General features: G+C 43.1%; 18 protein-coding genes. 4 read left to right on the plus strand and 14 right to left on the minus strand.

Features of this window, described 5'->3' with window-relative positions; genetic code table 11:
• The first annotated feature begins 285 nt into the window (after window positions 1-285).
• Complete coding sequence (rsmA, locus tag JMX50_RS07705; protein WP_201629084.1) at window positions 286-1,149, plus strand: 16S rRNA (adenine(1518)-N(6)/adenine(1519)-N(6))-dimethyltransferase RsmA; 864 nt, start codon at window positions 286-288, stop codon at window positions 1,147-1,149.
• 70 nt (window positions 1,150-1,219) lie between these two features.
• Window positions 1,220-2,056 (plus strand): symmetrical bis(5'-nucleosyl)-tetraphosphatase, encoded by an 837-nt coding sequence (locus JMX50_RS07710; RefSeq protein ID WP_201629085.1) that lies wholly within the window; start codon window positions 1,220-1,222, stop codon window positions 2,054-2,056.
• A gap of 113 nt (window positions 2,057-2,169) precedes the next feature.
• On the opposite strand, the gene JMX50_RS07715 is transcribed toward JMX50_RS07710, so the two are convergent.
• Entirely contained in the window at window positions 2,170-2,607 is a 438-nt protein-coding gene (locus JMX50_RS07715; protein WP_201629086.1) for a hypothetical protein, read from the minus strand.
• A 126-nt stretch (window positions 2,608-2,733) separates the two neighbouring features.
• Here JMX50_RS07715 and JMX50_RS07720 point away from each other — a divergent pair, with 126 nt between their 5' ends.
• The gene (locus tag JMX50_RS07720) at window positions 2,734-3,366 is read left to right on the plus strand and encodes a hypothetical protein (RefSeq protein ID WP_201629087.1); all 633 of its coding nucleotides are present in this window, start codon (window positions 2,734-2,736) and stop codon (window positions 3,364-3,366) included.
• Between the two features lie 169 nt (window positions 3,367-3,535).
• Here JMX50_RS07720 and JMX50_RS07725 read toward each other — a convergent pair whose 3' ends face one another.
• The 8 genes from JMX50_RS07725 to JMX50_RS07760 form a co-directional block, all read right to left on the minus strand.
• Window positions 3,536-6,016 carry a site-specific recombinase gene (locus JMX50_RS07725; protein ID WP_201629088.1) on the minus strand — a complete coding sequence of 827 codons (2,481 nt, stop codon included), beginning with the start codon at window positions 6,014-6,016 and terminating at the stop codon, window positions 3,536-3,538.
• A 490-nt stretch (window positions 6,017-6,506) separates the two neighbouring features.
• Window positions 6,507-8,291 (minus strand): acyl-CoA dehydrogenase C-terminal domain-containing protein, encoded by a 1,785-nt coding sequence (locus tag JMX50_RS07730; RefSeq protein ID WP_201629089.1) that lies wholly within the window; start codon window positions 8,289-8,291, stop codon window positions 6,507-6,509.
• A 416-nt stretch (window positions 8,292-8,707) separates the two neighbouring features.
• Complete coding sequence (locus tag JMX50_RS07735) at window positions 8,708-10,501, minus strand: acyl-CoA dehydrogenase C-terminal domain-containing protein (RefSeq protein WP_201564969.1); 1,794 nt, start codon at window positions 10,499-10,501, stop codon at window positions 8,708-8,710.
• Window positions 10,502-10,850: 349 nt separating this feature from the next.
• Window positions 10,851-12,575 carry a sensor domain-containing phosphodiesterase gene (locus JMX50_RS07740; protein WP_201629090.1) on the minus strand — a complete coding sequence of 575 codons (1,725 nt, stop codon included), beginning with the start codon at window positions 12,573-12,575 and terminating at the stop codon, window positions 10,851-10,853.
• Window positions 12,576-12,638: 63 nt separating this feature from the next.
• A complete protein-coding gene (locus JMX50_RS07745) occupies window positions 12,639-13,523 on the minus strand; it encodes a 16S rRNA (uracil(1498)-N(3))-methyltransferase (protein WP_201629091.1) in 885 nt (294 codons plus the stop codon).
• Window positions 13,524-13,803: 280 nt separating this feature from the next.
• Complete coding sequence (locus JMX50_RS07750; RefSeq protein ID WP_201629092.1) at window positions 13,804-14,652, minus strand: methylenetetrahydrofolate reductase; 849 nt, start codon at window positions 14,650-14,652, stop codon at window positions 13,804-13,806.
• Window positions 14,653-14,665: 13 nt separating this feature from the next.
• On the minus strand, window positions 14,666-16,090 hold the full coding sequence (gene ahcY, locus JMX50_RS07755) for an adenosylhomocysteinase (RefSeq protein WP_201629093.1): 1,425 nt from the start codon (window positions 16,088-16,090) through the stop codon (window positions 14,666-14,668).
• A 344-nt stretch (window positions 16,091-16,434) separates the two neighbouring features.
• On the minus strand, window positions 16,435-18,369 hold the full coding sequence (locus tag JMX50_RS07760) for a TonB-dependent receptor plug domain-containing protein (RefSeq protein ID WP_201629094.1): 1,935 nt from the start codon (window positions 18,367-18,369) through the stop codon (window positions 16,435-16,437).
• A gap of 492 nt (window positions 18,370-18,861) precedes the next feature.
• On the opposite strand from JMX50_RS07760, the gene JMX50_RS07765 reads away from it, so the two are divergent.
• Window positions 18,862-20,793 carry a mechanosensitive ion channel family protein gene (locus tag JMX50_RS07765; protein WP_413786828.1) on the plus strand — a complete coding sequence of 644 codons (1,932 nt, stop codon included), beginning with the start codon at window positions 18,862-18,864 and terminating at the stop codon, window positions 20,791-20,793.
• Window positions 20,794-20,911: 118 nt separating this feature from the next.
• Here JMX50_RS07765 and JMX50_RS07770 read toward each other — a convergent pair whose 3' ends face one another.
• The 5 genes from JMX50_RS07770 to JMX50_RS07790 all read right to left on the minus strand — a co-directional run bounded on the left by JMX50_RS07770 (window position 20,912) and on the right by JMX50_RS07790 (window position 25,406).
• Complete coding sequence (locus JMX50_RS07770) at window positions 20,912-21,544, minus strand: DNA-3-methyladenine glycosylase family protein (protein WP_201629095.1); 633 nt, start codon at window positions 21,542-21,544, stop codon at window positions 20,912-20,914.
• 161 nt (window positions 21,545-21,705) lie between these two features.
• Window positions 21,706-22,437, minus strand: a complete 732-nt coding sequence (locus tag JMX50_RS07775; RefSeq protein WP_201629096.1) for a Smr/MutS family protein — start codon at window positions 22,435-22,437, stop codon at window positions 21,706-21,708.
• Between the two features lie 78 nt (window positions 22,438-22,515).
• Complete coding sequence (gene trpC, locus JMX50_RS07780; RefSeq protein WP_201629097.1) at window positions 22,516-23,397, minus strand: indole-3-glycerol phosphate synthase TrpC; 882 nt, start codon at window positions 23,395-23,397, stop codon at window positions 22,516-22,518.
• 130 nt (window positions 23,398-23,527) lie between these two features.
• On the minus strand, window positions 23,528-24,664 hold the full coding sequence (gene trpD, locus JMX50_RS07785; protein ID WP_201629142.1) for an anthranilate phosphoribosyltransferase: 1,137 nt from the start codon (window positions 24,662-24,664) through the stop codon (window positions 23,528-23,530).
• Between the two features lie 118 nt (window positions 24,665-24,782).
• Window positions 24,783-25,406, minus strand: coding sequence for an anthranilate synthase component II (locus JMX50_RS07790; protein WP_201629098.1), 624 nt, complete (start codon window positions 25,404-25,406; stop codon window positions 24,783-24,785).
• Window positions 25,407-25,418 lie beyond the last annotated feature (12 nt).

Below are 25,418 nucleotides of genomic sequence, written 5' to 3' on the forward strand. Positions count from 1 at the left end.
TCATTATTTTAATAGATGTATTTACTAGCACATATAGTCTACAGGCAAAGGTTCAAGTCCTCACTAGGGTACCATATTCATTCTCATAATCGTTGTTATAATAAATGATTTTAGAACAAAAATAAGGCACTGTGTCGGTTGTACTAAGGTATGGGTAGTTTGCTAATAAAATATCTCAAAAAGACAGTGCATTTATGAGCTGTGTTATAATTCATTGATATATAATCAGCATATTGCTGCCATAGCGCTATAGCCCATTTATCTTTTATCGATTAAGACCTTTTTATGTCCAAAACTACGTTTGATGCTCAATCTATTTCTAACAGCCTACGCGCTGCCAAACACCAACCGCGTAAGCGTTTTGGTCAAAACTTCTTGCACGATGACAGTGTCATCCGCCAAATCGTTGACAGCATTCGCCTAGAGCGTGATGATAATTTAATCGAAATTGGACCGGGCATGGGCGCACTGACTGAGCCGCTATTGGCAGAAGTCGATGCGATGACCGTGGTAGAGCTGGATCGCGATTTGGCAGATAGTTTACGTATTCGTATCGGTGCCAATAGCCATCCGAACTTTACGATTATCAAAGACAATGCCATGCATGTCGATTATCGTGAACTGTATAGCCCTGAGCGCGGTAAGCTCCGCGTAGTCGGCAATCTACCTTATAATATTTCTACGCCGATACTCTTTCATTTGCTCAGTTATGCCGATGTGATTCAAGACATGCATTTTATGCTGCAAAAAGAAGTGGTCGAGCGTATCACTGCCGATGTCGGCAGCAAAACCTATGGTCGTCTATCGGTCATCATGCAATATCATTGTGATACCGATTATCTACTGACCGTACCGCGCGGCGCCTTTAATCCGCCGCCAAAAGTCACCAGTGCCGTTTTTCGCCTGACGCCACATATCAACAAACCAATCGTGGCAGAAGACGAAGCGTACTTTGCGATTGTGGTGCGCGAAACCTTTAACCATCGCCGTAAGACGCTACGGGCTATTTTTAAAAAATCAACTTTGCTACCGACATTGAGCGAAGAAGACTTTGCGGCTTGCGCCATCGACCCGCAAGCGCGCCCTGAAGTCTTAAGTGTGAAGGATTTTGTCAATCTGAGCAATCAGGCACGCAAAATAGAGGTTTAAATGAATCTACTGCCGCTTTATCGTCAAAAATTTTCGCATGATAAACATCACATAAAAGTATAGAGGGTTTATGATTTTTCGCCATCAGTATGTTATCGGTGACTTGCAAGGTTGCTATGCGGCATACCTGCAATTACTGGAAACCTTGGATTTTGACCCTGCGCAAGACAAGCTATGGTTTGCAGGTGACTTGGTGGCACGCGGTGAAGACTCGTTAAGTACCTTACGTCATGTGAAAGCGCTATGTGAACAAGGGGCTGCGGCAACGGTATTGGGCAATCACGATATCAATTTAATTGCGGTTTGGCGCGGGGCGACGTCCATTAAGAAAAAAGACAAGACGGCAGCTATTCTTGCGGCCGATGATTGTGATGAATTGCTTGAATGGCTACGTCATCAGCCAATATTGGTTTTTCCTGATGAACAGACGGTATTGGTACATGCTGGCATTCCACCGCATTGGACGATTGAAACGGCAGCAAACTATGCGCAGCAGTTAGAGGCGCAGCTACAAGGCAGTTTAAAACAGCTGGATCGTTTATTGCCAAATCTATATAGCAAAACAGCCGATGAGTGGCATGCGGGTATTAATGGTTTTACCAAAATGCGCGCAATTACCAATTATTTCACGCGTATGCGTCTATGCAAACAAGATGGCACGCTTGAATTTAGTTTTGCAGCAGGGTTAGAAGAGCCGATGCCAAAAGGATTTTTACCTTGGTTTGAATGGCAAGTACCGCGCACGCGCAAGATTTTGTTTGGTCATTGGGCAGCGCTTAAAGCTGAGGTTGATTTGCCGTATGCGCGTGCACTTGATGGTGGCTGTGTTTGGGGCAATCATCTATTGGCTTATCGTCTCAGTGACGGTCATGTAATAACCTCAAGCGAGCAGTGCTCGAGTTTATAACTAAGGCTATGAATACCTTGATATACCAGGCTAGATAAGCAGTCTGTTTTGAGTGGTCTATTAACTGGATTAATAGGAGGTATTAGGTGGTTCCACTGGGGTATATCCTAGAATTATTCCTCTCGAAATTTATTATATTTTGAAGAAAATTTACGCAAATCATTCTTCAATTCTTCGTTTAAAGTATCATATAAGTCATTTTTTAAGACGTCATAAGCGTTTATAAAAGCACTTTTGTTTTTTTGAGTATAGTCTTGCATCATATCTATACAAGAAAATGAACTAAGTATGTTGAATAGGATATAGATATTGTGAGGATCGTATCTTAAAGCCTTTTGGAAATAAATTAATGCAGAGTAGTTTTGTTGATCTTCTGAAAGATATGGAGCAAGATCTACCGTTATTCCTTTTAAATTTAAAGCCTCCGCTATTTCAATATCTGTTGAATTAATATCAGAAATTACTTCATTTAAGATACTTATAGCAAGTTCTGGCTCATAATTTTGGCAAAAAATCTCTGCTTGGGTCAGTTTTTTTTCTATACTAGGCATTAGTTTTTCTCCATTCATCTTTGGTTATACGGTCAGCAGTTCGATGCCTGTATAGCGCACCGAACCATATTTGAAAAAACTATAATGTTAACGCATGAAATTTCTACTTCCCTTAAGGACAATATAATGAAGACCATATTTTTATTATTGGGAAGTTTATTGATATTAGTAAGTTGTGCTAAGCCAAATGTACATGACCCTAATGCTCAAATTAAAGTAGATATAGATGGCGACAACTACACTATTCCATTAAACCATATTGTTAGGCCTGACACAGGGAGTTACGCAAGTTTCGAGACGGATATGGGTCATAGTTATTTCTTTTGGCCAAGTGGTCGAGGCCTTAATAATAATGATAAAGACCCAAATGTCTTTGACTATGATAATAATATTATAGGGTTCTATTGGGCAGCTAAAAATTCAAAAATCGAAGGTGCTGATATATCTACTAGGATAGATACTATCAAGCAAGAGGAAAATAGAGATTTTGATAAAGATGCTTATGGATTAGAAGCATACATCGGGTCAGGCGATACCTATGATATATACTACATAGGAAATATCGATCTAAAATCACCTGTTATGATTCGCTGTATGCCTACAGTTAATGAAGACCAAGATAGAATATGCCAAATGGAGTATATGAATCCTGAGTATAATAACTATGTAAGAGTTCAGTTTTCAAAAAAACATTTAGCTGACTGGCAGGCTATAAATACGGTGGCTATTAATTATATGAAAGATTGGTATCAAGATTGAATAGGGCATAGTGGCTATGTTATATATTTATAAGTCTTATTAAGCAAGACAATCAGCCGATATTTTAAAGCTTGTATAGCGCACTCAGCATATTCCCATAACGGGCGTTATGGTAAATGAAAATTGCCATACTCAGTTAACCAAGTATAAAACCACCAAAACCCTCCCATTAACTGGGCAGGTTTGGTGGTTTTTTTGGTTTAGGCAGTGGCGTTTTGGCATCGCCCGCAGCTTTACTTTCAGGATTGCTATCATCGTTGGTATGCTGAGTGCTTGCCTGATGCTCTTCATTCAAGGCATTGTGCGCTTTATCGTATTGAATATCATTGCTATAAGGAACGCTATTAAGCTCCGCATCTAGCAGTCCATCATCGAGGTCAATGGTTTTTTTAGTGCTGATATGATTGGTGGTGCTGTGAGCTTCACGACTTGTGATCGCTGCGTCAAGGTCACCATTTGATATATTATTATCATAATCTATGTCGGTGACAGCCTGCTCATTTTGCATGCTTTTTTGCTTAGATTTAGGCAGGATTTTAACATCAGACAAACGGCGCACAACATAATTGTTATGGATGGGCTGCCCGCCTTTATGGGCGCTGGTATCATCAAAAATCATATGTCCTTGACTGTCAATTCGAGCGTACTTCATAGGCTTATCACGCGGCCAGATAAAGTCAGAAGGATGGGTGAGCAGGTGACTAAAGAGTTGCTTGGTTAAACGGCTCCACTCCATAAATTTGACTTCTTTAGAGCGTAGTGCCACAAATAAGGCCAGTGAAAAGCTTACCATTAAGTTGACCATACCGATAAGGGCAACGCCCAAGATGGAAATAAATACAATCTGCCAATCCCATTGGTTGGCAGAAATATTAAACAGTCCATGCGCCAGATTTGCTGAGGCAAAGGCAATATGGCGAATATCAATCGGTAAGCCAAATAAGAAGCCGATGGTTGCCGTACTGCCTAAGAATACCCCAAATAAGAAGTTCCCCATAATAGCGCCGAGGTTGGCTTCGATAAAGCCGCCCAAACGCTGTAACCAAGCTTTCGGTAATAAGTATTGCAGTAGCCGATGGCGCTGAATACGGGCGCCGATTTGATTGTAGACCGCCAGATTATCATAGTAGCCAGCTATTAGACCGGATAAGAATAAATACACACCAGCGATAGCAGCATGGGGTAGTGCCAGTGAATGAAACGGGTCAAGATCATGCAATAAGTGCGCAGCCTTATCGGTATTGATCATTGGTGCGCCGGTATAATGTAACCACGCAAAAGAGATAATCAGGGCAACGGGTATTGCTACCATGACGTTACCCATAATCGCGACAAACTGGGTACGTAAAATATCGACCACCAATTCTGATAACTTATTTAACTGGTGCGATTTTTTGCCAGAACCATCCGATATGGTAGAGGCGATTGCTGCTGCCGTCATAGCGGGCTGCTTGGTCGCGACCGTACCATGGACGATATGAATAAAAACAAAACCCAAACCATAAATCATGCTATTGATAAAGGCGCGTCCCATCGGTGCAAGCGCCAGATGGTACGCCAATATCTTAGTGGTCGCCATAAAAGCAATGATAAAGCCACCGATAGAGGCCTTTTTAAACATCTTCTGATAACCGGATTTATCGGTACTAATATAATGCTCACCAACGCGACTCGCGTTTTCGGTGACTTTACGCGACAGCAGCTTGGTATTATTATCAATCAGATAGCCAATACTATAGCGGCGGCTAGCGGTGGTAATCAGCGCTTGAATCAGCTCAATGATGGCCTGATCGCGCTTATCATAATTGTCTGCTACCAGCTCAGTTAAGATGCGCATGCGCTGCAAGCTTTGATCCAAACGGAGCATCATATTGGTCAAGCGGATAGAGATACCGGTTTTATAAATGCGCTTACGTATGGTGGCAACGATATCTTCGCATTGCTCAATCATGACCAATAATGGCGCTGGATCCACGGCTTTTTCAGGAATGATATCGGTTAGGGTGTCAAGCTCATGCGCTTCGCGGTACTGATTGACATACAAGACCGCTTCTTGATTTTGTGCCACAAATGACGCTGAATAATTCAGCATTTGCGGATAAAATTCCATCAAATCTGGATGCAAACCAATGCCGCTGATACGATACGATAAAATGATAATCGCGTTTAAGATGCTGTTTTTTGCCGTCGCGACTAAGTTTAAATGCTGCTCATTGACTTTGAGTAGCCCGACCAGCTCATCCCATTTGTCCTTGTCGATATGGGCAAGCCAGCGCTCATCAGAGCGTCTATCGAATAAATAACCAACCAATTCTACGACGGAGTCTTCTTGTGGCAACAGTGGTAAGAAACGATGACCGACAAGGCGGCGCAGACTATTAAAAAATCCCTGATCTGACATGATGCCAGTATCGGTATATAAAGCAATTTGACGATATTCAATAATAAGCTTTAAGACAAAACTTGATAGCCCGTCGCCATATTCTGGATGTTGACGTATGACCTCAATCAACTCTTGAATATTCTGATTGGCCAAAGCCGGCTCTTTATCACTCACTCGTAGCTCATCGATTAAGCGCTTGAGTACCGCAGGATCTGGCACATCACTTAAGGCAGTAATCTGTTGTAAAATGTGTTTTATCTCTGACACATCGCATCCCTTATGGTGGTTATTTCAATCATTGTTATTATTCAGTCTGTGCAACGATATATTTTATTTGAAACCTTTTCTTCTCATGCTTGTCGGAATTATCACTGTTGCGATATAGGCCTCTATGAATTGACTGCTTGTTAATTTGCAGGGTATAAAATTAGAGTGTATCGATTTTCAGATGTTGCTTTATAGGCATTGCTTTATAGGTATCAGGAATATTCTTATTAAGCGCAATACGTTTGGCGTTGCGTTATTTTAATCGTAACGACACGTGGGCGGTTAATTATTTTGTTAGCAGTTATTGTGCTGCAGATTGTGCCGCTCATGCTGTCGATTGTTGTGTAAGTGGCAGCTTCGATTATTACTTTGATTATTGCTTCGATGCTTTTGCTTACTGCGACGATATTTTTGGCAAAAAAAGGGACAGTAGCGTGACTGTCCCTTTTATCATAGTGCGGTAGGCTTACTTTATTATAAAAGTAAAAAATTAGCTAGCAGGTACATCAAAGTAATTTAGATCAAAGTTCATCATTGGATCACTACCGGCTTTAACCATCTGTGCATGAGCATCGATACGTGGCAAGATACGACCAACGAAATAATCGGCAAGCTTGGCTTTATTGGTGTAGAAATCACCTTCTTTACCGTTAGCGGCTTCGACCATCAAGGCAAACATATACGAGTAGGCAAGATAACCAAAGGCATGCATATAGTCAACCGCACAGCCGTTGATTTCGCTCTTGCGCTCACCGATGTTGTTTAACACAGTGGTGGTCAGCTCTTCGATGGTATCAGCAGCATTTAGCGTCGCTTGCTTAATACCATGATCCGCTTGCATATTATTGACAAAATCACGAATCTCACCTAAGAAATGAGTGACGTATTTGCCATTATTTTTCGCCACTTTACGACCTAATAGGTCAAGCGCTTGAATACCATTGGTGCCTTCATAAATCTGGGCGATACGCGTATCACGAACGATTTGCTCCATACCCCATTCGCGGATATAGCCGTGACCGCCAAATACTTGCTGGCAATCAATGGTCGCTTCTAGTGCTTTGTCGGTCAAGAACGCTTTAGCAACTGGCGTCAGTAGGGCAACGCGTGCTGCTGCTGCTTGAGCGGCTTCAGGATCGGTACTAAATTTCTCTTGATCAAGGTTTTTGGCCACGTACATTGCAAAACAACGTGACGCTTCAGTATTGGCTTTAGCATTTAACAGCATGCGACGTACATCGGCATGATGGATGATGGCATCGGCTGGTTTTTCTGGGCTTTGAATTTGCGTGTCGCTACGACCTTGACCACGGTCATTAGCATATAAAGCAGCATTTTGATAAGCAAGCTCAGAACCACCTAGACCCTGTAGACCCATGGTGACACGCTCATAGTTCATCATAATGAACATTGAAGACAGACCGGTGTTTTCTGCACCAACCATCCAACCTTTGGCGTTGTCAAAGTTCATCACACAAGTGGCTGAGGCTTTGATGCCCATTTTGTGCTCAATAGAGCCAACTGCTAAAGTGTTGCGCTCACCTAAGCTACCATCTTCATTAACCAAGAATTTTGGCACAACAAATAACGAGATGCCTTTTGAGCCTTCTGGCGCATTCGGGGTTTTTGCCAATACCAAATGAATGATATTGTCAGTAAGGTCATGCTCGCCGCCGGTGATAAAGATTTTGGTACCAGAGATATCATAGCTACCATCGTCGTTAGGAACGGCTTTGGTTTTGATAATACCCAAGTCAGTACCAGCATGCGGCTCGGTCAAGCACATAGTGCCAGCCCATTCACCATTGTACATTTTCTCTAAGTAAGTTTGCTTTTGCTCTTCAGACGCTGCCGCATTTAGGCAAAGTGTCGCGCCAACAGTTAGGTTTGGATAGAGGGCAAATGACTGGTTGGCCGTGAAGACCATCTCTTCAGTCAGCATGGTGACCATTTTTGGAAAACCTTGACCACCGTATTCAGAGTTACCGCTTAAGCCAACCCAGCCTGATTCTGCATACTGCTTATACGCCTCTTTAAAACCAGTCGGGGTGGTTACCACGCCATTACCTTCAAAGGTTGCGCCTTCTTCATCACCGCTACGGTTGATAGGCAATAACACGTTTTTTGACAGTTTTGCCATTTCTTCCAAAATCATATCGACGGTTTCCATGTCAACATGAGCAAGGTTTTCGTTATTTTGCCAAAATTCATGGGCTTTAAAAACGTCAGTTAAAATAAAGCGCATGTCGTTAAGAGGGGCATTATAAACAGCCATAAACATTCCTTTGGTTCAAATGAATAAAAGTAAGTGGGTCGAAAATATCGCGTTGTTCTTTTGGGTGGCACATAAGCATAGATAGCTAAAGTTTAGCAAATTAGCGTATCGAGAGGGGGTTTTCTTCGTGAATTGTGCGTACACCAAAAATAGTTTAATGGGCAGAGTCGCTGTTTTGTCTACGTCAATTTTTAGTCAAAAAATCAGTTTGGTAGATTAGCTAAGAAAATCGGCAACACACCTAAGTATGTTGCCGATAGGACCTACATATTAACATCTACATCAACGACGCTTTATTGTATAACACCTAAGCAATAAAAATAGCTTTAATCTATTTATTACTCATACAAGCATTATTAATTACAGCGTCGTCAATTTCCGCAAAAACTAGCCGTGTTGATTACTAGCCGTTTTTATTAAAAGGCAAATTGATCAACGTCCATCGTCATGTACGGCTCAACACCAGTGCTGATGCGCTGTACGTGTGTGGTGGTACGTGGCAATAACTTCGCAAAGTAGAATTGTGCGGTTTTTACTTTGGCATCGTAGAATGCTTGCTCGCTGCTACCATTAGCGATTTCAGTTTGTGCAACTAATGCCATACGAGCCCATAAGTAAGCTAGGGTCACATAACCGCTGAAGTATAAGTAATCAACAGCCGCGCCGCCAACCGCATCAGGGTTTTCAGTCGCTTGCATGCCGATACGGGCAGTCAAATCGCTCCATTCTTTAAGATGCTTGGCAAGTGGGCGGATGAACTGACCCATCGCGTCATTTTCTTTATTTTCTTCGCAGAATGTTTGGATGATTTTGATAAAGTTGGCAAGCAGTTTACCTTGTGAACCCAATACTTTACGACCTAATAGATCGAGCGCTTGGATTTCAGTGGTACCTTCGTATAAACATGCGATACGCGTATCACGGACGTTTTGCTCCATGCCCCATTCGCTGATAAAGCCATGACCACCATAAACTTGCACGCCATGGTTGGCGGCTTCTAGACCAGTTTCAGTCAAGAACGCTTTAGCAATCGGCGTCAATAGTGACAGCATTTGGTCAGCAAACTTCAGGTTATCGCCTTCGCCTTTTGCCACGGTATCGGCAAAATGTGAGAGGTAATAAACCAAGGCGCGACCGCCTTCTGCAAAGGCTTTTTCGGTCAATAGCATGTTACGAACGGCTGGATGCACGATGATAGGGTCAGCGACTTTTTCTGGCGCTTTAGCACCTGATAGTGAGCGCATCGCTAAACGGTCTTTAGCATAAGTTAATGAGCCTTGGAACGCGTACTCTGCAGCCGTTAAGCCTTGAACTGCTGTACCAATACGGGCCACGTTCATAAAGGTAAACATGCACTGTAGACCACGGTTTTCTGGGCCAATTAGGTAACCTTTGGCGCCATCGAAGTTCATTACACAAGTCGCTGAGGCTTTGATACCCATTTTGTGCTCGATAGAACCACAAACGACGCTATTCTTTTCGCCTAGGCTGTTGTCTTCGTTGACCAATATCTTAGGAACGATAAACAACGAGATGCCTTTGGTGCCAGCTGGTGCGCCTGGTAAGCGAGCCAAACAGATATGAATAATGTTGTCAGTTAAATCATGCTCACCGGCTGAGATAAAGATTTTCTGACCGGTAATGCTATAACTGCCATCATCGTTAGGTACAGCTTTGGTGCGGATAATACCCAAATCAGAACCTGCATGTGCTTCAGTCAAGCACATGGTACCTGACCATTCACCGGTGACCATTTTTTCTAGGTAGGTTTGTTTTTGCTCATCCGTACCATGGTGTTCGATAGTTTGGATAGCGCCATGCGATAGGCCGGGGTACATAGAGAATGACCAGTTCGCGGTACCAACCATCTCATTGATGACCGTTGATAATGAGAACGGCATGTTTTGACCACCGAATTCTTCTTCAGCAGATAAAGCTGGGAAGCCAAGCTCACAATAGGCTTTATACGCTTCTTTAAAACCTTTTGGCGTGGTGACAGTGCCGTTGTCAAATTTACAGCCTTCAGCATCGCCGCTTTGGTTCAATGGTGACAGCTCATTTTCAGCAAAGCTTGCCGCCATCTCAAACAGGCTGTCCATCAACTCACGATCCGCTTCTTGGAACGCAGGCAAGGTTTTATAGTGACTTTCGCTGTCAAGTAACTCATGCATCACGAATTGGATATCACGTAGGGGCGCTTTGTATTGCATAACTTCCTGTCCTTTTTTAAGGTGCGACCGGCAGTAAGGCGACGACTATCATTGACTGTGATTAGTTAAGTCTGAGTCACTCGCATATTACTGGTATGAAATCTGTCTGCATAAATAACAAACAATGACACCGATCATATGAAATAGATTGAGAAGAGTAAAAAGAATTATGACTGTATTCGTAAATTCTTGGTAAAAGATAGGCGTTCAGTGGCAAATATACAAGTTTGGTGACAATACTGATAAGTCATCAACCTGTCTTGCATCCTATATATCATCGACCTTACAGAATAAAACGACTCGCAATAACTCTATGAAAATGCTATCAATCTACTTTTATTAGACAGTATTAAGAAGGATTGTTTTTGGACAAATGTTGCTGCGTTAATAGCACGGTTGCTTGCTCAGCCGTCATAGGTTTACCAAACCAATAGCCTTGCCCGTACTGGCAACCCATGTCTAAGAGTAAATCACGCTGCTGCTCGGTTTCGATGCCTTCGGCGATAACCTGCATATCAAGCGCCTCCGCTAAATCCAAAATCGCTTTGACAATCGCGCGCTGTGTACGGTCATCTGTGATTTTGGAGATAAAGCTTTTATCAATTTTAATAAAGTCAAAAGGGTACTCTTGCAAGTAACTCAATGAGGCATAACCGGTGCCAAAGTCATCAAGCGCCAGACAGATGCCGAGCTCCTTGAGTAAGTTAAGCTGCTTTTTGACATTGGCATGGCGCTGTATTAAAGAAGATTCTGTCACTTCAATATGCAGTTGGTGGGCGGCAATATCATGCTCTACTAGTAAGTTACTGACCATATCAAAAAAATCAGGATGGCTAAATTCAGCGGCATCAGCATTGATACAGATGTGTTGATCAAAGCCCAAACCTTGCCAAATTGTTAGCTGCTCGGCGATTTGAACCGCCATTTGCGAAAATAACTCAAGCGACAGTTTATGAGAAATGATGGCATCGATAAAATCAATGGGTTTTAGCAAACCGCGGCTAGGGTGTTGCCAGCGTACTAACGCCTCAAAACCGGTAATCATGCCTGTGTCTAGGGCAAATTTAGGTTGATAATAGGGCACAAATTGCCCTGCATTGGTGGCAGCTCTCAGCTCAGATTCTAACTGTATATTGTGCGCATTGACCTCATTAATGGCTTTATGATACCAACAGACATCATCGCCACCCTGCTGTTTGACGTAATTCAAGGCTTTTTCGGCTTTGGTCAACAGGCCTATAAATTCATTGCCGTTTTCAGGGAAATAGCTTACCCCGACAGAAATATGGCAATAGACCTCGGTACCTTTTGCCGTGTTACCATTTAAAAAGAAAGGGCGCTCGCACATTTGCATTAAGCTGTCTAACTGATGGCGCACCATATTGGCATCATTACATTCAAATAGTAAGGCAAAATCATCACCGCCGAAATGGGAAAAACAGCGTAGATTATCAAGCTCCAGCTCGGTAATACGTAGGACGAAATTTTCTACCAAAATATTAATAGCATCCGGACCCAATAGACTGGCAAGGTTGCGATAACGGTCAATGTTAAAACGCACGACCACCACTTCTTGATAGCTGTCTAACAACAATTCACTGGTTTGACTTAAAAACACTTTACGATTCGGTAGTCCGGTCAGCTGGTCATAATTCAGCAGGTGTACCACCTTTTTTCTGTTTTTAGCCAGCGTCGCCATATCACGAATGGTGCCGACGTAATAAGGGGTTTCTTCTAGATAAATTTTGCGGTAGGTGATATGGCAGTCGATGACTTGCCCGTAGCGGTTTGCCATTGAAAAGTCAATTTCACAAAATCCTGTACTGTCCAAGCTGTTAATCAGGTTTTTGAGCACTGCCTGTTCATCTTCTGACAAAAATTCAGCAGCATATATCCCAAGTGGACGCCCAAGCAAAAATTTTTCTGTATAGCCAAGCATCAGCTCATAGTTAGCATTGACGGATAAATAGCGTAATTTTTCGTCCAATATGAATATGGCGTCTTCAAATTGCTCGCACAATTTGACCAATAGTTGCTGTTTATCTGATATTGGCATAGGGGTGAATGCGCTCATAATGGACTCATAACATCGAAATTAAATAATAAATGGGCTTGGTAATGGTGAACAGTTTGGCCACTATTGATTTAAAGCATGCATAGTTGCCAATATAGACAATGTCGCCAGTGCAACCACGGGCGCGGTTTCGGTACGCAGAACCCTTGGGCCAATTTGCCAAGGTGCAAAACCCACATCCGCAGCTTTGGCGCATTCATCAGCGCTAAGCCCGCCTTCAGGTCCGATTAATAATTCGATATAAGGCGCATGTTGCTTTAAGACGACAGGCAGCGCCTCAGGCATTAGAGGTTGTCCTGCTGCTGGGACACTCAGTTGCAGGCGCAAATCTGCTGGCTGCTGTAATACTTTATAATAAGTATCTTTACTCAGCTCAGCCACCATAGGGCTGACCACCATTTCTTTTTCGTTTGCTTTTTCGCTAGCTGCTACATTTAATAGCCAGTCATCAATCGATAATGGCGCGATAATAAGGGGCGGGCGATTCAGGCCGCATTGCTCACAGGCGGCGATGGCGACTTGCTGCCACTGTGCCAGTTTTTTCTCTACTTGGGCAGGTTTTAGATTGACCTCGCCATGATGGCTGCTCAGCAATTGAATGGCAGTCACACCAAGCTCAGTGGATTTTTGAATGGCATAATCCATTCGCTCACCGCGACTCATGACCAGACCGATTTGACTGATAATCGGGGCGGTGCGTTCATCGCTGACATGGGCAAGTAGGATGACGGCTGCGTGTTTTTTTCCAACAGTCTGTAACTGTACTTGATACTCACCGCCAAAACCGTCGAATAAGACTCCCTTGTCACCGATAGTAGCGCGTAATACACGGCACCAGTGATGAACAATACTTTCAGTTAACTCGATGTTGGCACCAATAGGAAAGGTGCTGAGTTTAGGGTAGGCGGTGTCCGTACTATTGTTACTGGCATAAAAAAAACGTCTCACAGTCGTTTAATCCTTTGTTTGAATAGTAATCTTTCTCAATATCTTAGCAGAATATTAGTTAAGTAGGGAGAGGGATTAACAGTGGTGTATTAGATAGTTGGTTTAGAAATGCTAAATCAAACCGTTTTTTTAAGTAGTGGTATTAATTGATACGATAATATCGATGTTATGGTGTTGGTTGAGTGTATAGGCTCATAGTGCCACACAATAAATAATAGCAACAATAAAAAACTGGCGCTCCTAAGAACGCCAGTCATTAAGCAATACATTCGATAAATATTTAAGCAATCAGGCCTAAGGCTTCGACTAAGCGCTTGTTTGGCTCAACCTTATTCATGCTATAAAAATGCATGGCAGGGACGCCCTCGGCAATCAATCGCTCACACATGCGATAGACGACATCAAAGCCAAACTCGCGAATAGCAGTACGGTCATCACCGAAGTCAGCCAAGCGCTTACGTACATAACGTGGAATATCAGCGCCACAGCTATCGGCAAAGCGCACTAGATTACTAGAGTTGGTAATTGGCATAATACCGGCTACCAATGGCTGTGCAACCGTATCAATACCGCGTTTTTCTAAGGTATCACGCAGATACAAGTAGCTATCAGCATTATAGAAAAACTGGGTAATTGACGCATTGGCGCCCGCTTGGTATTTATTCACCAAGTTGTCAACATCAAACTCAAAGCTGCGCGCTTGTGGATGCATCTCAGGATAGGCGGCTACTTCGATACGGAAGTGATCGCCTGAGTATTCGCGGATAAACTTAACCAAGTCTAATGCAAATGGCAGCTCGCCCATACCAACCTGACCGGATGGCAAATCACCACGCAGGGCGACCAAGCGTGTGATGCCCAAACTCTTATAAAGGTCGAGCAACTCAGCGATTTCCGCTTTGTCATCACCAATACAAGACATATGCGGCGCAATATCAGTCTCACCGCGCGCGCACAAAGCTTGAACGATATCTAAAGTGCGGCTACGGGTTGAACCGCCCGCACCGTAGGTCACTGAAAAGTAAGCAGGTGATAGCTTATTTAACTCATCATAAGTGCTGAGGAGCTTTTCGTGTCCTTGCTCGGTTTTAGCTGGAAAGAACTCAAAGGAGAAAGCAGGCTTAGTCACAGTCTGGCTCCTATTAGTATTTATAAGCGTCAGGCTTAAATGGACCTTCGACAGGTACGCCTAAATACTCCGCTTGTTTTTCAGTCAGCTTAGTTAGCGTACCGTTAAAACCAGCTACCATCGCCGCAGCCACTTCTTCGTCTAGCTTTTTCGGTAAGACTTTAACGTATAAGTTGTCAGTACGTGTGTCAGCTGGCAAGTCGGCGAATTTTTCTTCAAACAGATACATTTGCGCCAATACTTGGTTGGCAAATGAGCCGTCCATTACGCGCGATGGGTGACCGGTTGCGTTACCCAAATTCACTAAACGACCTTCAGCAAGCAGAATCAAGTAATCATTTTCGTCGTCTGAGCGGAAGATTTGATGCACTTGTGGCTTAATTTCAACCCAGCGCCAGTTATCACGCATAAACTGCGTGTCGATTTCGGTGTCAAAGTGACCGATATTACAAACGACTGCACCTGGTTTAAGAGCCGCTAGCATATGTCTGTCACAAACATGGTAGTTACCGGTAGTGGTGACAATCATATCTGTATCTTCAAGCAGACGGGTGTTGATGTTTTCTGCGCCGCCAGTGTTATCGCCGTTGATATAAGGTGACAATACTTCAAAGCCGTCCATACAAGCCTGCATAGCACAGATAGGATCGACTTCTGAGACACGGACAATCATGCCTTCTTGACGTAAGCTTTGCGTAGAACCTTTACCAACATCACCATAACCGATGACTAAGGCGCGGCGACCTGCAAGGAACATGTCAGTAGCACGCTTGATGGCGTCGTTTAAGCTATGGCGGCAGCCGTATTTGTTGTCATTTTTAGACTTGGTAACCGCATCGTTAACGTTGATAGCCGGTACTTTTAGCGTACCTTTATTGAGCATCTCAACCAAACGATGGACGCCTGTAGTCGTCTCTTCAGAGATACCATGAATGTTATCAAGCAGCTCTGCATAATCATTATGAATCAACGCAGTTAAATCACCGCCATCATCTAAAATTAAGTTGGCATCCCAAAGCTGACCTGATTCTTCACCGCCAACGTGGATTTGTTGACGTAAGCACCACTCGTACTCTTCTTCAGTTTCGCCTTTCCAAGCATAAACAGAGATACCAGCAGCAGCAATAGCCGCAGCAGCATGGTCTTGGGTTGAGAAAATGTTACATGAAGTCCAGCGTACTTCAGCACCTAGCGCGACGAGTGTCTCGATAAGGACCGCAGTTTGGATGGTCATGTGGATACAGCCAGCGATTTTCGCGCCTTTAAGCGGTTGATCGGCTTCGTAGCGACGACGTAACCCCATTAGGGCAGGCATTTCGGCTTCAGCAAGTGAGATTTCACGGCGACCGTAATCAGCAAGGCTGATGTCGGCGACTTTATAGTCGGTGAAAGAGGGATCGATCGTATGGGCAGATGGGGTGTTAGACACTGCGTCCATAATATGCTCCTATCAGTTAATAGATAAAAAGAATAAAAACGCAGGTGCCGTTATTTGCGCTGTCAATAACCAAAAATTGGCAATGGACAGTTAACCGAGCCTAACATAACAAATAATTTGCAAAGCGATTTAGCTTCAATGCAATAAGACTTATTATGGCGCAACACCTCTCGGAGGTCGTTATTGTAATAGATGAATCTGCGATTGTCACCTATTGGATAACATAAATATTAGGCAGCATCGGCATAAGTGATTTTGCCTTTTTGGTGGGCACAAAAAAAGGCCATCGTTGGATGACCTTATTTGCTTTGTTAACTACTAGCTTTTTATACTGCTAAATTGGTTTAGAACCAGTTATAAGTTAAAGAGCCGAAATAACTGGTGCCTTCTGTGGCGTACTCATTACCGAATTGGCTGGCAAGGGTATATTCCTCGTCAGTAATATTATCTATACGCAAGTTAGCGCGAAGTTTGGGCGTAATATAGGCGCTACCACTTAAATTAAGCAAGGTGTAGCTATCCAGTTTATTATTTTCGGCAGTACTTCTATCATCCGTATGTTTGGCTTCAAGACGAACATCGAAAGTAGGTTGTTGATAACCCACATAAACCATACCGCTATTTTTAGGACGGTAGGCAAGCTGTTGATTATAGCTGGTGCTATTGGCAGTTTTGTCCTTCGCATCTAAGTAGTCGTAACCGAGACCAAATATAAAGGCATCCATATTCCAGTCTGAGGTTAAGCTTAAGCCTTTGATTTTCGCTTCACTGATGTTTGTAGCATTAGCAATGAGGTCCTCTGCATCTGTATGATAGCCTGTCAATCGAGACGTCTGCATGTCATTAGCATATTCAACGAATACTTCTGTGTTCTCTGTTCTTTCAGGCTTTAGATTTGGATTACTGAAACCAGGCCAGTATAAGTCGTTAAACGTAGGGGCACGAAAACCTGTGGCATAATTTGCGCCAATGCGCATACCTGCCATTGGATGTATGGCAGCCCCTAGATTGTAAGTGCTCTCATTACCGTATTGAGAGTTGTCATCTACACGATAGTTGGCTTGTAGGTCGTAATAAGACTCTGACAATTGATAGCCAACAAAAGCACTTTTAACGGTTCTGTCTTCAGGGTCATAAGGGGTTTGCACGGCAGGATCAGGGTAACCTGAAAAGTCTAAAACATCTGAGGCGTCTAGTTTTTGTGATAACCATTCTGCGCCAACGATAATAGTACCAGGTTGCGCGTTAATACTGGTCTCTAAACGTGCTTGCTCTTGCGTGGTATCGTAATGACTGCCTTCTTGATAATTAATAGAATTGGCATCATGAGAAGTGGATTTGTCGATACTTTGACCATAGCTAAGTTTGCTGACCGTCAAAGGCGTTCTGTATTGAAGATAAGTATTTGCACTGCCGTTCTTTTGATCTGAATAGGCATTTGGAAACGCGTTTCCTGCCGAATCAATATCAGTGGTAGAGTCGGTATATAAGGCACTGAGCCCAGCGCTTAACGAGTCCGATAGCTTATGTTGTAATGCCAAACTGGCATTGGTAGATTTAAAGCCATCATCGTCTGCGTTGAAATCATAAGAGCCAGAGTTGGCAATCGCGTTAAACCCATCTGTTTCGTTGCGACTGACACCCAAGCTCAATGATGAGGTGTCATTTTTAAGCTGACCTGTTATACCGACTTGGTAGTGATTGTTACTACCATAACCAACAGTCGTAGAAACATTGGATTGTTCTACATTATTGCCCTTGGTGAAAATTTGAATAACACCGCCCATGGCATCAGAACCGTAAATACTAGAACCAGAGGCACCGTATAAAATTTCGATGCGATCAATTTGGTCTGCGGACAACAAGTTCAGAGATGGACTGCCTAAAGAAATAGAACCATATCGTATACCATCAATAATCACTAATACTTGCTTACTATCAAAGCCGCGCATATAAAAATTACTGGCTGTACCCATGCCGCCACTTTGGGTAATATTGATACCAGGCTGATTTTTTAGTACATCAGTGACATTTTGACCTCGATAGCGCTGTAATTCTTCTTTATCAATCACCCGAGTTTGAGCAATCACATTGCTGGTCTTAGTCGGTGTACGTGTGGCCGTGACGACGATTTTATCAAGCTCAACTTGTGGCAGCTTGCTATCGTCAATAGCGCTACTGTCAGAAGTCGCGGCTGTAGCACTCATGGCAAAGACGCCTAAAGCACTTAAGATACAAAAGCGAAGATAGGTGGTCGAAGATGAACGAGATAAAGCCATAGTTAATTCCAAATTGATCAAATAAAAAAGTTACAGAATCGAAAGCTAAGACGCTAATATTTACAAAAAGTAATACCTATATTACACGCGCTTATTATCTATAAAGTTCTCTTACTTATAAACCACTTTAACCTAATGTTTATTCATTATAAGCTGAGCAGCTTTCATGATAGATGGTTATTTATGCACTTAAATGACTTAATTTAATAAAATTAACTATAGTGGGTGTATTCCTAAATTATATAGGTAGAGCGGCGATAAGAAGTGAATGCCTAAATATGAGAAGTTAAAATAAATTGCCTAATAGAGACTGCGATAAAAACACGCAATCAAAAGCATTACCGTCATAAATAATTGCTATCATAGGGCAGATTTTATCTATTTTTCTGTTGTGCCATTCATCAAGCTAAGAGGTTTGTTTTGTCTATTCAGCGTTATCTGAGTGCTCGTACCGCGCCATCTCCATCCGTTTCATTTCCCAAAACGCTGCTTATGATGATGGCGTTTATGTTTGCGATGATATTAAGTTTACTCTTGCCGCATAGTGCGACTGCCGCCGAAGCCAACATACTGGGTGTGGGTGGGCAAAGTGAGGAGGCGACCAAAACCTCGATACCAGACTCATTTGGACGCGATACGCCACGCCATACTGTTCAAGGGTTTATCGGGGCGTTAGGTGAAAACGACTATCTGCTGGCAAGTAATTATTTAAATTTGTCCAAATCTGATAATCCAACCACCATTGTGCGCCAGTTTAAGCAAGCGCTCGACGCCGGTGGGCGTTTTCAGCCTGACTTACAGATTAATAATACCCCTGAGGGCAATTTAACCGATCAGCTACCACCTAGCCAAGAAAGCGTGGGTGTCATTAATGTTGGCGATAAAAGCGTGCCGCTGCTGCTCGAAAGGGTTGTGTCTAAGGAAGGGGAGCAGTATTGGCAGTTTTCGAGTGACACGCTTGATGCCGTACCAGAGGTGATAGAGAACTATGAGCCGACGTTGGTTTCTCGCTATACCATTGATTCATTAGAAGGCAAAAAGCTGTTTGGTTACCAAATGGCGGATTTATTTGCTGCCCTCACCATGATTGTCAGTAGCTTTATACTGACTTATATCTTGGTTTGGCTGCTCTATCACTTATTAAAACTGTCTTATCCGCGTATTCGTGGCGAGGCATTACCCTTACCTGATAATGTGATATTGCCACTGGCAGTAGTGGTTATGGCGCTGATATTGTCTGAGGTGATGGTTTATGCGGGTGTCTCAGTGACCCTGCGCGAGCCGGTCAATCGCTTTACTGATATTGCTTCTTGGGTAGCGACCACTTGGTTGTTATTACGCGTCATTGATTCGATATTTACCCGCGCGGTCAATTTAAGCTATAAGAAAAACTATACCGAACGTGTTTCTATCTTGGGGCTGCTGCGTAAAGTGGTCAAAGCCCTATTATTGATATTTGCCGTTATCGTCATCTTTGGTAATTTGGGCTTTGACTTGACCACAGGTATTGCGGCATTGGGGGTCGGTGGTTTGGCCTTAGCCCTTGGTGCGCAAAAGACGATTGAAAACTTGGTTGGTAGTGTCGTAGTGGTAGCGGATTCGCCCGTGCGTATCGGTGATTATTGTAAATTTGGTACCTATGAAGGCACGGTTGTCGATATTGGTATTCGTTCATCACGGGTACGTACCTTGTCGCGCACCATCGTCACTGTGCCAAACGGTGATTTTTCATCGATGCAAATTGAAAACTTTACCTCGCGTGATATGTTCCGTTTTTTGCACCAGTTATATCTTAAGCGTACCGCTGATATTGAGGTGGTATTTAAAATGGTCAAAGACTTGGATGCGTTTTTAGATGAGCACTATCTAACCAACCAAGAATGGAATCAGGTCAATATCTTAGAGCTGCGCCAAGATTGCTACGTCATCCAATTACAGGCTTACGTCAATGCCAATGGGATTACCGAGTTTTATGACAAACAAAACGTGTTATTTGTCGATATCTTAAACCAAGTAGCAAAATACAAGGTCGAGCATGCCTTGCCAACCCAGCAGCTGATTGTCAATCAAGCTGAGCTTGAGCATCAAATGTTAAATGATATCGAGGATAATGGTAGTGAAGCGGTAGAAGATAATTTAAGCAATGATGAGAATAAGACTGAGGTTAATCATGACGTCAATCATGACGTTAATGACATCAGCAACAGTGATGATATAGACGGTGAGCAGAATGGGGTTGATTTAAGCAAAGAGGCGGACAAAACCAAGGATAATAAAGCAGCTGAAATCGAAGCAAACAAAGAAGCCAAGCATAAAAAAATTAACTTAGATAAAGAGCGTCAACAAAAAAGAAAGGCATTGGTAAAAAATAAATTTAAGCGTGCCAAAAGAAAATTTGGTTTTTCTATTTGGAATCAGCCTTAGGGTGTCATGTGATAGTTTTGCTTAATAACTTACGCCACGTTTTGTTCGTTAGAGAGCTATTTAGTTAGATGGCTATTCAGTTAGATAGTTATAAAGGCATAGCTTATAAAAGTGCCGCTTATAAAGGGATGGCATTTTTTTGACGTAAAAAACCATAGTACTCCCACAATAATAAGCTGGCAGCGCTACGATGCGGTGACCAATCGTGAGTGAGGTTTTTTAATTGTTTCGGCGTTGGGCGTTCTGCTAACCCTAACAAGTCCATCGCCGCCACTTTAATCGCTAAATCATCGACTGCCAGCACATCGGCTCGTTTTAATGAAAACAGCAGGTACATCTCAGCCGTCCAGCGCCCAATACCGATAACGGCGGTCAAGGTTTTGATAACTTCGTCATCGGGCAGGGCTTCTAAGGCAGCAAAATCTATGTTGTGCTCGACTAAAGAGCGCGTATAACGAATTTTTTGCTTGGATAGCCCCTGTGCTCGTAAGTCCTCATCTGTCGCTGCACGAATCGCTGTCGGTGTCGTCAATCCTGTATCTACCAAGCGTTGCCAAATACTAGCCGCCGCTGCTACAGACAGCTGTTGCCCAACCATCGCTCTCATTATCTGTGTAAAGCCGCCAGCATTATGGCGTAAATCAGGCACGCCAACTTGCTTATAAATAGGCGCAAATCTTGGTTCGATAGCAATCAAAGCGCTGATATGCGCTTTTAATTCTTTAATATTTTCAATGGTTTGTATGGTCATAGTAATTCTGATTTCACTGTTTTTTAAACGGAAAAATACAGATATAAAAATAATGGCGTATATAGTTAAAGCTTATGATTAAAAAATTTTACGATTTTCTTTATAAAAAAGGACTGCCAATTGCAGTCCTTTTTATTTTGATACTAAGCTAAAACTAAAAACTACTCGCCATCATTTTTAGGCTTTTTAAGTAAGACTAATACTGCGCCATTACCGCCATCTTTAGGCGGGGCAGAGCAAAATGCCAATACTTCTGGTAATTGACGCAACCAACCATTAACGCACGTTTTCAAAATCGCTTCAGAACCTTTACCATGGACAATTTTTACCATGGTTTCATTGTTTTGCTTGGCTTGGCTTAGTAGTTGGGTCATTGCCACGCGTGCTTCTTCGATGGTGCAGCCATGAATATCTACCGCATCATACCAACGTAGCTTACCTTTTTTGAGTTGATCAAAGATTTTGTTTTGCAAGGTTGGCTGCTTATAAGATAAGTACGCTTCAGCAGCGACCGGATTGAGTAATGCTTGCATATCTGACAAGCCTGCACCCAAATCACTTGCTTCACTACCTTGAGCTGCGGCACGTTTGGATAACGTTGCGGCGTCAAGTTTGCCAGCTTTTGAGGCATTGGCAGGCGAGCGCACATTTTTATCTTCTAATTGATTGACGCCATGCATCGCTTGCATAAATAGCACTTTATCGTCGTCGATATGTTCGCTATCTAATTGCTTGACCGTTTTTTTAACTTGCTTTTGGGTCAACAGTGACACAGGTTCGGTTGGCTTTTCACTGTCGCCATCCGCTGAGTTGGTATCGCGACCTTTACTCAGTTGCCCTTTGAGCTCTTTTAGTTGGTCTTGCATTTCTTTTGAAAACAGAGAGTTTGACATAATAGTTAACGTATCGTTGGTGAGTGAATGAGTGGCTTAATGGTTTATATAGTACATAAAAAATCGATTTAGCTTACTTTACGCCTGTGCTGCAACGCTCGCAAGTAAGGATTGTAACGCTTGTCCTGGATGCTCGGTTTTCATAAATTGTTCACCGATTAAAAAGTGCTGAATATCGTTATTGAGCATCAAACGAATATCGTCGCTGCTATGGATACCGCTTTCGGTGACAATCAGTGGCGACGTCTTTGGTAACAGCATGCCGCTATCAATGTCAGCTGCTAAGGCTTCGATTAATATATTTTTTAGCTCAAGCGTCGTTTGTAAGTCTACATCAAAGGTATTTAAGTCACGATTATTAATGCCATAGATGTTATGCGCTGAGCGTGGCAGCTGTAATGCGCGCTCAAGCTCAGCCTTGGTATGTACTTCAATCAATACATCCATACCAAGCTCGATGCTTAGCGCGTGCAGTTCTTGCACTTGGGTATCGTCAAGACAGGCCATAATTAACAAGATGCAATCGGCACCCATCAAGTAAGATTGGTAAATCTGATATACATCCACCATAAAATCTTTGCGCAATATCGGTAAGCTGCAAGATTCGTGTGCTTGGATTAAGTAGCTATCGTCACCTTGGAAATAATCACGGTCGGTTAATACCGACAGGCAGCTGGCACCGGCTTGCTCATATTGCTTAGCAAACAGCGCGGGCTCAAAGCTATGATTGATAATACCTTTAGATGGCGAGGCTTTTTTAATCTCAGCAATGATACCAATATCAGCGCTGCGTAAAGCATTGGCAAAACCGCGACGGGGCTGTGTATCAGCAGCAACTTGTGCTTTTAATGCCTCAAGCGATACTGCTGCACGAGCAGCGACAACTTCCTCATGTTTGGTGGCGACGATACGCTGCAACACTGAAGGAATAGCGGTGTCTGATTTTGGATTGGCGGTCATGGCTATATTCCGTTATTTGGTAAAAAAATTAGGGAAACAATTAGGCTAATAAATTAAGGCTGCATAAATAGTTGCGATTAACAGGGTTATGAGTAACGTACTTTTTTATTAATTCTAAGCATTTAGCTTATTAAACTTGGTCAGCTAATTGCTGTGTATATTTGGCTAGGTCATCAAGCTTAATCAAAGCGTCACCATTTTGAATGATTTTTTGTGCGCGGCTCACGCCATTCGGATAGTTGCTGGCAAGTCCTGCGGTATATATCGCGGCACCGGCATTTAAGGCAATCATATCACGAGCCTTTAGGACAGCGCGGTCGGTAGTATCTGCACCTGATAAAGCGGCACGAATCAGCTCAAGACTTTGTGCTGGAGAATCTACATCAAGGCCAATTAAGGTTTGTGATTCGACGCCGGCATCTTCTGGCATCATCTCATAAACAGATATTTCACCATCTTTTAACTCAGCCACCGTGGTCGAGGTCGCGAGACTGATTTCATCCAGACCATCTTTTGCACCGACCACCATCACATGGCGCGCGCCCAAGTTTTTCATCACTTTTGCTAAAGGCTCACATAACTGCGCGGTAAAGACGCCGATGACGAGATTTGGCGTGCCAGCAGGGTTGGTCAGTGGACCTAAGATATTAAAAATCGTCCGCGCTTTTAGCTCACGGCGTACCGGATTGGCGTAGCGCATCGCACTATGATGATTGGGCGCAAATAAGAAACCAATGCCTTGATTTTCAATACATTGCTGCGCTTGTTCGGGGGTCAGCGTAAGGCTAATACCCGCTTGTTCAAGTAAGTCTGAGCTACCAGATTTGGTCGAAACGCCGCGGTTACCATGCTTAGCGACTTGCGCCCCCGCTGCGGCTGCTACCAAGGCTGCGGCTGTTGACACGTTAAATAAGTTAGCCCCATCGCCACCTGTACCGACGATATCGACCATATAACGACAGTCTTTTGGGCTGATATTGGCGGCTAAAGCACGCATGGCGCTTGCTGACGCTGTAATCTCGTCAATTGACTCACCTTTCATACGTAAACCAGTCAAAATCGCGCCCATCATAGCATCGCTACATCTGCCTTGCATGATGATGAGCATGACTTGATACATCTCATCAAAGGTCAGATCAATATGCTGAAAAATTCTGCCTAAAGCGGTGGTCAGGAGTTTATGAATATTCTCATCTGAGAGCTGATTGATGTCTTCAACCCCTTGCTGGGTTTGGTTAATTTGATTGCTCTTATTAATTTGTTCCATCATTGATTTTTCATCCTGCATAGCGGCAGAGGTCATAATATTCTCACTTATTATTATCTTTTATAGTTGTCGTTTAAATACATTCATTGGGTTAAATAGAGTTTTTCTCTTAAAACAGCTAGCCTACTTGCGGTAGCTCATCTGACGACATTACGGCTAGATTGTGCGTTTGTAAAAAGTTATTCAGCAGCTGATAACCGGCTTCACTCAAAATCGACTCAGGATGAAACTGAACGCCCTCAATTGCAAACTCGCGGTGGCGAATGCCCATGATTTCCTCAATATCGCCATTAGCATTTTGAGTCCAAGCGCTAACCTCAAAGCATTCTGGTAAGCTTGCTTGCTCAATCACCAGCGAGTGATAACGGGTAAACTTTGCTGGATTGGGCAAGTTGACAAACGCCCCTTGTGCATTATGATAAATAGCCGATAAACGCCCGTGCATGACCTCGCTTGCTTTGACGATTTTGCCGCCAAACGCTTGGCCAATGGCCTGATGACCCAAGCAAATACCTAATATCGGGATAATGCCTTTAAACGTCTCAATGACCTCTAACGAGATACCGGCGCGGTCAGGGTCACAGGGGCCAGGACCAATAACAATGGCATCTGGCGCAAGTGCTTTAATCTCATCAATACTGATGTCATCGTTATGCCAAACCCTGATGTCCTGCTGCAATTCACCGAAGTACTGTACAATATTGTAGGTAAAGCTGTCGTAATTATCGATCATCAAAATCATTATGTTTTCAAC

This window comes from Psychrobacter maritimus (genome assembly GCF_904846345.1).
Classification (GTDB): Bacteria; Pseudomonadota; Gammaproteobacteria; order Pseudomonadales; family Moraxellaceae; genus Psychrobacter; species Psychrobacter maritimus.

Excerpts from the sequence above, each read along its gene's own strand:
- ahcY (WP_201629093.1), bottom strand. The coding sequence starts at position 16,090 with ATGGACGCAGTGTCTAACACCCCATCTGCCCATACGATCGATCCCTCT.
- JMX50_RS07730 (WP_201629089.1), bottom strand. The coding sequence starts at position 8,291 with ATGGCTGTTTATAATGCCCCTCTTAACGACATGCGCTTTATTTTAACT.
- rsmA (WP_201629084.1), top strand. The coding sequence starts at position 286 with ATGTCCAAAACTACGTTTGATGCTCAATCTATTTCTAACAGCCTACGC.
- JMX50_RS07740 (WP_201629090.1), bottom strand. The coding sequence starts at position 12,575 with ATGAGCGCATTCACCCCTATGCCAATATCAGATAAACAGCAACTATTG.
- JMX50_RS07765 (WP_413786828.1), top strand. The coding sequence starts at position 18,862 with ATGATGATGGCGTTTATGTTTGCGATGATATTAAGTTTACTCTTGCCG.
- JMX50_RS07710 (WP_201629085.1), top strand. The coding sequence starts at position 1,220 with ATGATTTTTCGCCATCAGTATGTTATCGGTGACTTGCAAGGTTGCTAT.
- JMX50_RS07760 (WP_201629094.1), bottom strand. The coding sequence starts at position 18,369 with ATGGCTTTATCTCGTTCATCTTCGACCACCTATCTTCGCTTTTGTATC.
- JMX50_RS07735 (WP_201564969.1), bottom strand. The coding sequence starts at position 10,501 with ATGCAATACAAAGCGCCCCTACGTGATATCCAATTCGTGATGCATGAG.
- trpD (WP_201629142.1), bottom strand. The coding sequence starts at position 24,664 with ATGGAACAAATTAATAAGAGCAATCAAATTAACCAAACCCAGCAAGGG.
- JMX50_RS07720 (WP_201629087.1), top strand. The coding sequence starts at position 2,734 with ATGAAGACCATATTTTTATTATTGGGAAGTTTATTGATATTAGTAAGT.
- JMX50_RS07790 (WP_201629098.1), bottom strand. The coding sequence starts at position 25,406 with ATGATTTTGATGATCGATAATTACGACAGCTTTACCTACAATATTGTA.
- trpC (WP_201629097.1), bottom strand. The coding sequence starts at position 23,397 with ATGACCGCCAATCCAAAATCAGACACCGCTATTCCTTCAGTGTTGCAG.
- JMX50_RS07775 (WP_201629096.1), bottom strand. The coding sequence starts at position 22,437 with ATGTCAAACTCTCTGTTTTCAAAAGAAATGCAAGACCAACTAAAAGAG.
- JMX50_RS07715 (WP_201629086.1), bottom strand. The coding sequence starts at position 2,607 with ATGCCTAGTATAGAAAAAAAACTGACCCAAGCAGAGATTTTTTGCCAA.
- JMX50_RS07770 (WP_201629095.1), bottom strand. The coding sequence starts at position 21,544 with ATGACCATACAAACCATTGAAAATATTAAAGAATTAAAAGCGCATATC.